Raw genomic sequence first — 10,515 nt, 5'->3', positions numbered from 1 at the left:
GTCCACCCCTACGCCTGGCGCGACGGCGTGCGGATCGCGGGGGCCGACCACCCGCCCGCCTACATCGTGGTGCTGGCGCTGCCGTCGCTGCTCGGCTTCGACGGCATCCGCGACCACATGCTGGCGTCGTGCCTGATCGGCACCGGCACGGTGGCGCTGATCGGCCTGCTCGGCCGACGCATCGCCGGGAACGTGGCGGGCCTCGTCGCCGCGGGCGTCGCCGCCGTCTACCCGAACCTGTGGCTCAACGACGGCGCCCTCATGTCGGAGACGCTGGCTCTGTTCCTGGGGGTGGTGGTGAGCTACGCCGCCTACCGGGCCTGGGAGGTGCCCTCGACGCGGCGCTTCGTGGAGCTGGGGGCGGCGATCGGCCTGGCCGCGCTCGCCCGGGCCGAGGCGGCGCTGATGATCGTGCTGTTGGTGGTGCCGCTGGTGGCGTGGGTGCGGGGCCTCGAGGGCTGGCGGCCCCGGGCCCGGCAGGCGGCGGTGGCGACCGGGGTCGCCCTGCTCGTGATGGCTCCCTGGGTGGTCGCCAACCTGGTGCGCTTCGAGCACCCGGCCACCCTGTCGACCCAGGCCGGTCCCACCCTCGACGTGGCCAACTGCGACGAGACTTACTACGGCGATGCCCTCGGCGCCTGGTCGTTCGCCTGCGCCACGGCCATCGACGAGGACGACCGCTCGGTGCTCGACCAGCGCACCCGCGAGGAGGCCTTCGACTACATGGGCGACCACGTGGGCCGTCTGCCGGTGGTGGTGGCGGCCCGGCTGGGGCGGGCGTGGGGCCTCTACGTGCCGTTCGACCAGCTGCGCTTCGACAGCGTGGCCGAGGCGCGCCCGCTGCCGTCGTCACAGGTGGGGCTGGGCATGTACTACGGCCTCGCCGCGCTGTCGGTGGTGGGGGTCGTGGCCCTGCGGCGCCGGGGCGAGCCGTCGTTCCCGCTCACGGTGTGGCTGGTGAACGTGGCGATCACCGTCGTCGTCTTCTACGGGATGACCCGCTTCCGCGCCCCCGCCGAGCCGTCGCTCGTCCTACTGGGCACGATCGGGTTGTTGGCGCTGGTGAGGCCGGCCGTCCTCCCCGAATCCATGTTCAGGCAGGAACCCGAGCAGCAGTAGCCTCGGTCCACTTATGGCCGAGAGCTTCCGCGCCCCGATCGGCACGCAGGACGTGCTCCCGCCCGAATCGGCGCGGTGGCAGGCCCTGATCGCCACGTTCGCCGGTGTGGCGGCGCGCTACGGCTACGGGCTGGTCCACGGCCCGCTCTTCGAGGACATCGGCGTCTTCCAGCGGCTCGGCACCGGCACCGACGTCGTCCGCAAGGAGATGTACGACTTCACCGACAAGGGCGACCGCCACCTCGCCCTGCGCCCGGAGGCGACGGCGTCGGTGGTGCGGGCCTTCGTGCAGCACCGGCCGGTCACGCCGTGGAAGGTGTGGTGCGTCACTCCTGCCTTCCGGTACGAGCGGCCACAGGCGGGGCGGTTCCGGCAGCACCACCAGGTCGACGTGGAGGTGCTCGGCGTCGCCGACCCGGACGTCGACGTCGAGGTGATCGCCCTGGCGGCCGACTACCTCACCCAGCTGGGCGTGCGGCAGTGGCGGCTGGCGGTCAACACGATGGGCACGCCCGACGACCGCCGCACCTACACCGACGAGCTGCGCGCCTGGCTCGCCGCCCGCCTCCGCGACATCGACCCCGGCGACCGGGAGAAGGCGTCGACCCACCCGCTGCGGGTCCTCGACTCCAAGAGCCCGACGACCCGGGCCGTGGTCGCCGACGCTCCCCGGATGCTCGACGCCCTCGACGCGGCGTCGGTCGCCCACTTCGAGCGGGTGCAGGCGGGGCTCGAGTCGCTGGGCATCCCGTTCGAGATCGACACCAGGCTCGTCCGGGGCCTCGACTACTACACGCACACCCTGTTCGAGTTCCAGAGCCTGGCGCTGGAGACGGCCGAGTCGACGATCATCGGCGGCGGCCGCTACGACGGGCTGGTCGAGCAGCTGGGCGGCCCGCCCACCCCCGGCATCGGGTTCGGCTCCGGCATCGAGCGGATGCTGCTGGCCGTGGCGGCCGAGGGTGCCGAGGCCGACCTGGGTCCGTCGCTCGACGTGTTCGTGGTCGACGCCACCGACGGCTCGGTGGCCCGCGACCTCACCCACGAGCTGCGGGGCGCGGGCCTGCGGGTCGACCGGGCCTTCGACGGCCGGTCGATGAAGTCGCAGATGAAGGCCGCCGGCCGGTCCGGGGCCCGGGTCGCCCTGATCGTCGGCGAGCAGGAGGTGGTCGACGCCACCGTGACCGTCCGCGACCTGGCCGACGGCGAGCAGTCCGTGGTGCCCCGCGACCAGTTGATCGATCACGTCAAGAAAGTGGTGGAGAAGTGACAGGCAGCGACCTCGACTCGGAGCCGGAGCTCGCACCCGCGTTCGGGATGCGGACCCACTGGTGCGGCGAGCTGCGCACCGCGCAGATCGGCGAGAAGGTGGCGCTGTGCGGCTGGGTCGCCCGACGCCGCGAGCACGGCGAACACCTCGCCTTCATGGACGTGCGCGACCGCGAGGGCGTGGTCCAGTGCGTGATCGACGGCGCCGTCGACGTCCGCAACGAGTGGGTCGTCCGGGTGACCGGCACCGTCCGGGCCCGCCCCGAGGGCACCGCCAACCCGAACCTGCCGACCGGCGACGTCGAGGTGGGCGACTGCGAGGTCGAGGTGCTCTCCCAGGCCGAGCCGCCGCCGTTCCCGCTCGACGACCGGGTGGAGACCGACGAGACCGTCCGCCTGCGCCACCGCTACCTCGACCTGCGCCGCGACCGCATGCAGCGCAACCTGCGCGCGCGGGCGAAGGCCAACAGCGCCATGCGCCGGTCGATGGAGGAGCAGGGCTTCGTCGAGATCGAGACGCCCATGCTGATCGCGTCCACGCCCGAGGGCGCCCGCGACTTCGTGGTGCCGTCGCGCCTGCACCCCGGCCAGTTCTACGCCCTGCCGCAGAGCCCCCAGCTGTTCAAGCAGCTGTGCATGGTCGGCGGGATCGACCGCTACTTCCAGATCGCCCGCTGCCTCCGCGACGAGGACCTGCGAGCCGACCGCCAGTTCGAGTTCATGCAGCTCGACCTGGAGGCGAGCTTCGTCGGCCAGGACGAGGTGCTCGAGGTGACGTCGCGCGCCGTGGCCGCGGCCACCCACGAGCTGACCGGTGAGAGCGTCGGCGAGATCCCCCGCATGACGTGGGCCGAGGCGATGGAGCGCTACGGCTCCGACAAGCCCGACGTCCGCTTCGGGATGGAGCTGGTCGAGCTGACCGAGGTGTTCGCCACCACGGAGTTCAAGGCGTTCGCCGGCCAGTGCGTGAAGGGCATCCGGGTGCCGGGCGCCTCGGAGACCACCACCCGCAAGCGCCTCGACGAGCTGACCGACATGGCGAAGCGCTGGGGCGCCAAGGGCCTGGTGTGGATGCGGGTCCAGGACGACGCGCTCGACAGCCCGGTGGCGAAGTTCCTGTCCGACGAGGAGCTGGCGTCGATCCGGTCCACGCTGGAGGCCGAGCCCGGCGACCTCGTGCTGCTGGTGGCCGACACCCGTACGGTCGCCCGCCACGTGCTGGGCCTGCTGCGGCTGGAGCTGGGTCGCCCCCCGGTGACCGAGGGCGGCCTCCACTTCCTGTGGGTGGTCGACTTCCCGCTGTTCCAGGACGTCGACGCGGCCGGCAACCCGCAGCCGGCGCACCACCCCTTCACCATGCCGCACGCCGACGACATGGCCCTGCTCGACTCCGGCGACCCCGACGACCTCCTGAAGGTCCGCTCGCAGGCCTACGACTTGGTGGTCAACGGCTGGGAGCTCGGCTCGGGCTCGGTCCGGATCCACCGGCCCGACGTCCAGCGCAAGATCTTCTCGCTGCTCGGCATCTCCGAGGAGGAGGCCCAGGTGAAGTTCGGCTTCCTGCTCGACGCCTTCCGCTACGGCCCGCCGCCGCACGCCGGGTTCGCCGTCGGCATCGACCGCCTGGTGGCGATCCTCGTCGGCGAGGAGAACATCCGCGAGGTGATCGCCTACCCGAAGACCCAGTCGGGCGCCGACCCCCTCACCCACGCCCCCAGCGACCTCGACCCGGCCCAGCTCCACGAGCTCGGCCTCCGCCTCCTCCCGCGCCCCACCACCTGACCTGAGCCGACCTGACCCCAACCGAAATCTCGACAGAAGTGGTGGCTATAGCGCCACCTGTGTCGAAGTTTCGCTGAGCTGAGCTGAGCCATGGCACCCGACAACCTCTTCTCGGCGGCGGCGAAGGACCGTCTGGAGCGCCAGGCACCGCTCGCGGCCCGGCTGCGGCCGGCGAGCCTCGACCAGGTGGTCGGCCAGGAGCAGCTGGTGGGGAAGGGGAAGCCGCTGCGGGTGCTGGTGGAGTCCGACCGGCTGTCCAGCGCGATCTTCTGGGGGCCGCCCGGCACCGGCAAGACGACGCTCGCCCAGGTGATTGCCCGCCACACGGCGAAGGTGTTCGAGCAGCTGTCCGCGGTGTCGGCCTCGGTGAAGGACGTGCGGGCGGTGCTGGCGAGCGCCGAGCTGCGCCTCGGCGAGCGCGAGCAGGGCACGATCCTGTTCCTCGACGAGGTCCACCGCTTCAACAAGGCCCAGCAGGACGCCCTGCTCCCGTCGGTCGAGAGCGGGCTCATCGTGCTGGTGGGCGCCACCACCGAGAACCCCTACTTCGAGGTGAACGCACCGCTGCTGTCCCGGTCGACGCTGTTCCGCCTGGAGCGCCTGTCGCCCGAGGCGCTGACGAAGCTCGCGGAGCGGGGGCTGGAGGCCGAGGACGCCAGCGGCGAGCCCGAGGCCGTCGCCCACCTGGTCGACCGCTCGGGCGGCGACGGGCGTCAGGTGCTCACCAGCCTCGAAGTCGCGGTCGCCCTCGCCGCCGACCACCGGGGCGACGACGGTGCCATCCGCGTGACCGTCGCCGACGCCGAGGCCGCCTTGGGCGCGAGCCTGCAGCGCTACGGCCGCGACGACCACTACGACGTGATCTCCGCGTTCATCAAGTCGATCCGGGGCTCCGACCCGCAGGCGGCGCTCTACTGGCTGGCCCGGATGCTGGAGGCGGGGGAGGACGCCCGCTTCATCGCCCGGCGGCTGGTGATCCTGGCCAGCGAGGACATCGGCGAGGCCGACCCGATGGGCCTCGTGGTCGCCACCGCCGCAGCGAGCGCCGTCGAGCACGTCGGCCTCCCCGAGGCGCAGCTGAACCTGGCCCAGGCCGCGGTGCACCTGGCGACCGCGCCCAAGTCGAACGCCGCGGCGGTCGGCATCTGGAGCGCCCGGGAGGCCGTCAGCAAGGGCGGGTTCGGCGAGGTGCCGGCCCACCTCCGCGACGCCCACTACTGGGGAGCGCAGCGTCTCGGCCACGGCAAGGGCTACGAGTATCCTCACGACGATCCCCGGGGATGGGTGCCGCAGCAGTACCTCCCCGACGACATGCGGGAGGCGGTGTTCTACCGGCCGACGCCGCACGGTTTCGAGCAGGAGATCCGCACCCGCATGGACAACCTCGCCGCCGACGACAAGGAAGAGGACGACCCGACGTGAGCGCCTCCGACATGGCGGCCGTGATCGTGGCCGCCAGCAGCGTGGCCGCGGTCGTCCTGCTGACCGTGGCCCTGATCGCCCTGACGCGCACCCTCCGGGCGCTGCGCGACGTCGCCGAGCTGATGCGGACCGAGACGGCGCCGGTGCTGGACGACCTGCGCGGCACCGTGCGGGCCGCCAACCAGGAGCTGCAGCGCTTCGACCGGCTGGTGTCGACCGCCGAGTCGGTGACCGGCACGGTCGACTCCGCCTCCCGCCTGGCCTACCTCGCCATGGCGAACCCGGTGATCAAGGGCGTGGCGTTCGCCAGCGGCACGGCCAAGGCCGCCCGCCGCCTCCGCCGCAAGGACGGGGAGACCTAGGTAGTGCGCTGGCTGTTTCGGCGGGTCTTCTGGATGGGGACCGGCGTCAGCGTCGGCTTCGGCGGCGCCATGTGGATCCGCCGTCGCATCCAGCGGGCGGTCGAGGCGGTCATGCCCCAGCGGGTGTCGTCGAACGTGGCGAAGGGCGTCCGCCGAGCGGGCGGCAACGTCGTCGGCGCCGTGTCCGAGGGGCGGGCCGCGATGCAGGCCCGGGAGGCCGAGATGCGCCGCGAGTACGCGCCCGGAATGAGCAGGGGTCGGCAGGTACCCAGGCTCTAAGCTGGGCAGACCTATGGCACCGCGGTCTTCTTCCGAACTGCGACGGGCCTGGTACGACTTCTTCGCTGCCCGGCAGCACACGATCGTCCCCTCGGCCAGTCTCATCCCGACGCACCCCACTGCGCCGATGTTCACCAACTCCGGGATGATGCCGTTCGTCCCCTACTTCATCGGCGAGGAGCCGGTCCCGTGGAGCCCGCCGCGGGCCGCCTCGGTGCAGCGCTGCGTGCGGGCCGGCGGCAAGCACAACGACCTCGACGCCATCGGTCGCTCGCACCGCCACCTCTCCTTCTTCGAGATGCTGGGCAACTTCAGCTTCGGCGACTACTTCAAGGCCGACGCCATCCCGTGGGCCTGGGAGTTCCTCACCGAGGTCCTCGAGCTCGACGGCGACCGCATGTGGGTCACCGTCCACGTCAGCGACGACGAGGCGGCCGACATCTGGACCGACGCGGTCGGCTTCCCGGCCGAGCGCATCCAGCGGCTCGAGGCCGACAACTTCTGGGAGATGGGCGAGACCGGTCCGTGCGGGCCGTCGTCCGAGGTCTTCTGGGACTTCGGCCCCGACCTCGGCCCCGAGGGCGGCCCGGAGAACCCCGCGGCCGAGGACCGCTACGTCGAGCTGTGGAACCTGGTGTTCCAGCAGTACTTCCGGGAGGCCGACCGGAGCCTCACGCCGCTGCCCAGCAAGAACATCGACACCGGCGCCGGCCTCGAGCGCATCGTCGGCGCGCTGCACGGCAGCCCGAGCCTCTACGCGTCCGACATCCTCACCGCGCTGGTGGAGGAGGCGCAGTCGGTCACCGGGCGGCGGATGGGCACCTCCGACCTCGGCGACATCGCCCTGCGGCTCATGGCCGACCACGCCCGCACCATGACGTTCCTCGTGGCCGACGGCGTGATCCCCTCCAACGAGGACCGGGGCTACGTGCTGCGGCGCATCGTGCGCCGGGCGATCCGCTTCGCCTACCTGCTCGACGTCGAGCGGCCGGTGCTGGTGCCGCTGGTCGACCGCACGGTCGACTTGATGGGCGACGCCTACCCGGTGCTGGCCGAGCAGCACGACTTCGTCAACCAGATCATCTCCCGCGAGGAGGAGACGTTCCGCCAGACGCTCAGGCGGGGCTCGCAGATCCTCGACAACCAGCTGGAGGACTTGCCCGAAGGCGGCACGCTCGACGGTTCGGTGGCGTTCCAGCTGCACGACACCTACGGCTTCCCGTTCGAGGTCACCCAGGAGATGGCCGACCTGCGGGGCTTCGCCGTCGACGTGGGTGGCTTCGAGTCGGCGATGGACGAACAGCGCCAGCGGGCCCGGGCGGCCCGGAAGTCGGGCGGCGTCGCCACCGGCGAGGACGTGGAGGAGGCGCAGCGGCTGGCGGCCGCCCACGGCCCCACCGAGTTCACCGGCCGCCGGGAGTACGAGTCGACCGCCACTGTCATCGGCATCGTCGGCGACGGCCTCTTCCTCGACCGCACGCCCTTCTACGCCGAGTCCGGCGGTCAGATCGGCGACACCGGCACGATCACCACACCCACCGGCACGGTCGAGGTCACCGACACCACCTACGCGGTGCCGGGCCTGGTCCGCCACACGTTCACCCCGGTGGAGGGCACCGTCGAAGTGGGCCAGGAGGCGACCGCCCGCATCGACGCCGCCCGGCGCGACGCGATCCGCCGCAACCACACCGGCACGCACATCCTCCACTGGGCGCTGCGCGAGGTGCTGGGCCCGCACGTGAAGCAGCAGGGCTCGCTGGTGGCCCCCGACCGACTGCGGTTCGACTTCAGCCACTTCGAGCCGGTCTCGCCCGACCAGCTGCGGGCGATCGAGGACCTGGCCAACCAGGAGATCCTGCGCAACGAGTCGGTCCGTCACTTCGAGACCACCATGGACGAGGCCCGTGAGCTGGGCGCCATCATGTTCTTCGGCGACAAGTACGGCGACATCGTCCGCGTCCTGGAGGCGGGCTCCCACTCGGTCGAGCTGTGCGGTGGCACCCACGTGCACCGGCTGGGCGACATCGGGCCGCTGAAGGTGGTGTCGGAGGCGTCGATCGGCGCCAACCTGCGCCGCATCGAGGCGATCACCGGCTTCGGCCCCATCGAGCGCCTCCGTGAGGAGGAGGCGTTGGTGGCCCGGTCGGCCGAGGCGCTGGGCACCACGCCGTCGGAGCTGCCGAGCGCGGCCGAGAAGCTGCGGGCCGAGCTGAAGGCCCTGCGCGACGAGCTGCAGCGGTTCAAGAAGCAGGCCGCCGGGGGCCAGGCGGTGCAGCTGGCCGCCCAGGCGGTCGACGGCGTGCTGGTGCAGCGCCAGGACGGCACGGCCCGCGAGGAGCTGCGCGACCTGGCAGTCGCCGTGCGCGACCAGCCGGGCATCAAGGCCGTGGTCCTGGGAGGCGCCCCCGAGGGTGGGGGAGCGGCGCTGGTCGCCGCGGTCGCGAAGGACAGCGGCCTCAACGCCGGCGAGCTGATCAAGGACGCGGCCCGCACCATCGGTGGCGGGGGTGGCAAGAACCCCGACCTGGCGGTCGCCGGCGGCCGCGACCCGTCCCGCCTCGACGAGGCCCTCGACCAGGTCCGCACCGCCCTCGGTTAGAGGCTCAGCGGATAGGCCCGTACGTCTTGGCGACGCGTGGCGACCAAGAGGCGCAACCCATGACCCCACAGGCGAGTCTGTCCAGCCAGCAACACCACCGCAAGGCAGATCGACGTACCTATCCGCTGACGCTCTTAGTGGGCCACTGATGCGGGCCCTGGGGCTCGATCTCGGCGAGAAGCGGATCGGGGTCGCCCTGTCCGACAGCGCGGGGACCATGGCGACGCCGTACGAGCTCGTCCAGCGCTCGGGGAGCCGCGAGCGGGACCACGCCCGCATCGCCGCGCTGGCCGAGGAGGCGGGCGCGGAGCTGATCGTGGTGGGCCTGCCGCTGTCGCTCGACGGGTCGAAGGGGCCGGCCGTGCAGAACGTGGAAGCCGAGCTGGCGGAGCTGCGCGAGCACGTTCCGTTGCCGTTCGAGACCTGGGACGAGCGCCTCAGTACGGTCGAGGCGACGCGTCGTCTTCGTGCAGCCGGGGTGCGAGGACCCCGGCGTCGCCAACTCGTCGATCAGGTCGCTGCTACGGTCATCCTGCAGTCGTGGTTGGACGCCAACCTTCCACGCCGCTGATTTGGGCCACAGTCCCTGGCGGGGCCGGTTCGCGAAAGCCAGAAGAGGTCTGCATGCCGCAGCATGACCGGAACGACGAGGACTTCTGGACGAGGTCTCGTCGGACGCGCCAGAGCGACAAGCGCTCGAAGCGCGGCCGGAAGCGGAAGGACAACGACGGCACTGCCGAGATCGACTGGACCGACCCCGACCTGCCGAGCGCAGCACCGCCGACGGGCCGGGCTCGGCGTGAGTCGCCGCCGCCCGCTCCGGGGCCGGAGCCGGCGCTGCCGCAGCGTCCCGTCCCACCCCGGGTGGCCGCTGCCCAGCGCCCCGAGCCGTTCCTGAACGACCCTCCGATCGGAGGTGGTCCCGGCTCCGGTGCTCGCCGGGGCGGACAGCCCGCTCCGCTGGGATCGTCGGAACCGGGTGCGGGGTTCGCCGGGGGGCGCCGCGATCGCAGCCATGCCGACATGCCCACCCAGGCTCTGCCGGCCTTCGGTCCGCCGACGCCCGGGCCGTCGGGGCGGCCGGACACGGGGCGCGCTCCGGGCACCGCCCGCCGTCGCGCCCGTGAGGCCGAGGGGTGGAGCGACGGGTCCTCCACGAACGGCCCGCACCTCGCTTCCGGTCGGTCCCGGCCGCCCGCCCTCGGGGCGCCGTCGACCAGCTCGCTCGTCCCGGGCATGCCCCGCTCCGGCGGACACGGCGCCGACGCGGCCGCCGCCGCCCCCCTGCCCGACGACCGCACCTCGTCGCTGGTGCCCGGCATGCGCCGCTCCGACTCCCGAGACCAGGCCGACCCGGGCGCTCCCGGTGCCTCCGGGCGCCGTTCGGGCCGTTCGGCAGCCAGTCAGCTCGACGCCGGCGCCCCCGGGGCGTCAGGGCGTCGCTCGGCCGGCCGGCAGCTCGAACCCGGTGCTCCGGGTGGCTCCGGCCGTCGTGCGGCAGCCCCGCAGCCCGGTCCCGGCTCCGGGCGTCGCCCGGCGCTCTCGCCCGACGAGGGTCCTGGCGGCTCTGGCCGTCGTGCGGCGCTCTCGCCCGACGAGGGTCCTGGCGGCTCTGGCCGTCGTGCGGCGCTCTCGCCCGACGAGGGTCCCGGTGGCTCCGGCCGTCGTCCCGCGATGTTGCAG

Annotated in this window: 9 protein-coding genes; all 9 read left to right on the top strand. The window is 72.7% G+C overall.

Annotated elements, in window-relative coordinates:
• Positions 1-1,119: glycosyltransferase family 39 protein (locus VK611_09040; GenBank protein ID HMG41463.1), on the top strand; the 1,119-nt coding region annotated here is incomplete at its 5' end.
• A gap of 13 nt (positions 1,120-1,132) precedes the next feature.
• Positions 1,133-2,389 (top strand): histidine--tRNA ligase, encoded by a 1,257-nt coding sequence (gene hisS / locus VK611_09035; GenBank protein HMG41462.1) that lies wholly within the window; start codon positions 1,133-1,135, stop codon positions 2,387-2,389.
• Positions 2,386-4,170, top strand: coding sequence for an aspartate--tRNA ligase (aspS, locus tag VK611_09030; GenBank protein ID HMG41461.1), 1,785 nt, complete (start codon positions 2,386-2,388; stop codon positions 4,168-4,170). Before hisS ends, aspS begins: the two co-directional genes overlap by 4 nt.
• A 90-nt stretch (positions 4,171-4,260) precedes the next feature.
• Positions 4,261-5,592, top strand: coding sequence for a replication-associated recombination protein A (locus tag VK611_09025; protein ID HMG41460.1), 1,332 nt, complete (start codon positions 4,261-4,263; stop codon positions 5,590-5,592).
• A complete protein-coding gene (locus tag VK611_09020; GenBank protein ID HMG41459.1) occupies positions 5,589-5,954 on the top strand; it encodes a hypothetical protein in 366 nt (121 codons plus the stop codon). The genes VK611_09025 and VK611_09020 overlap by 4 nt, the downstream gene beginning before the upstream one ends.
• Before the next feature lie 33 nt (positions 5,955-5,987).
• On the top strand, positions 5,988-6,233 hold the full coding sequence (locus tag VK611_09015) for a hypothetical protein (GenBank protein ID HMG41458.1): 246 nt from the start codon (positions 5,988-5,990) through the stop codon (positions 6,231-6,233).
• A 13-nt stretch (positions 6,234-6,246) separates the two neighbouring features.
• A complete protein-coding gene (gene alaS / locus VK611_09010; protein ID HMG41457.1) occupies positions 6,247-8,832 on the top strand; it encodes an alanine--tRNA ligase in 2,586 nt (861 codons plus the stop codon).
• A 148-nt stretch (positions 8,833-8,980) separates the two neighbouring features.
• The gene (gene ruvX / locus VK611_09005; protein ID HMG41456.1) at positions 8,981-9,403 is read left to right on the top strand and encodes a Holliday junction resolvase RuvX; all 423 of its coding nucleotides are present in this window, start codon (positions 8,981-8,983) and stop codon (positions 9,401-9,403) included.
• Positions 9,404-9,456: 53 nt separating this feature from the next.
• Positions 9,457-10,515 (top strand): hypothetical protein (locus VK611_09000; GenBank protein HMG41455.1); only part of this gene is annotated, 1,059 nt, incomplete at its 3' end.

Source organism: Acidimicrobiales bacterium (assembly GCA_035316325.1).
GTDB lineage: Bacteria > Actinomycetota > Acidimicrobiia > Acidimicrobiales > VFJN01 > DASXTK01.
Note: the sequence above shows the minus strand (reverse complement) of the source record. Positions and strands in the feature narration are given on the sequence as shown.

Bases quoted from the DNA above. Each gene is read 5' to 3' on its own strand.
- hisS (HMG41462.1), top strand. From the start codon at position 1,133: ATGGCCGAGAGCTTCCGCGCCCCGATCGGCACGCAGGACGTGCTCCCG.
- VK611_09025 (HMG41460.1), top strand. From the start codon at position 4,261: ATGGCACCCGACAACCTCTTCTCGGCGGCGGCGAAGGACCGTCTGGAG.
- VK611_09015 (HMG41458.1), top strand. From the start codon at position 5,988: ATGGGGACCGGCGTCAGCGTCGGCTTCGGCGGCGCCATGTGGATCCGC.
- alaS (HMG41457.1), top strand. From the start codon at position 6,247: ATGGCACCGCGGTCTTCTTCCGAACTGCGACGGGCCTGGTACGACTTC.
- ruvX (HMG41456.1), top strand. From the start codon at position 8,981: ATGCGGGCCCTGGGGCTCGATCTCGGCGAGAAGCGGATCGGGGTCGCC.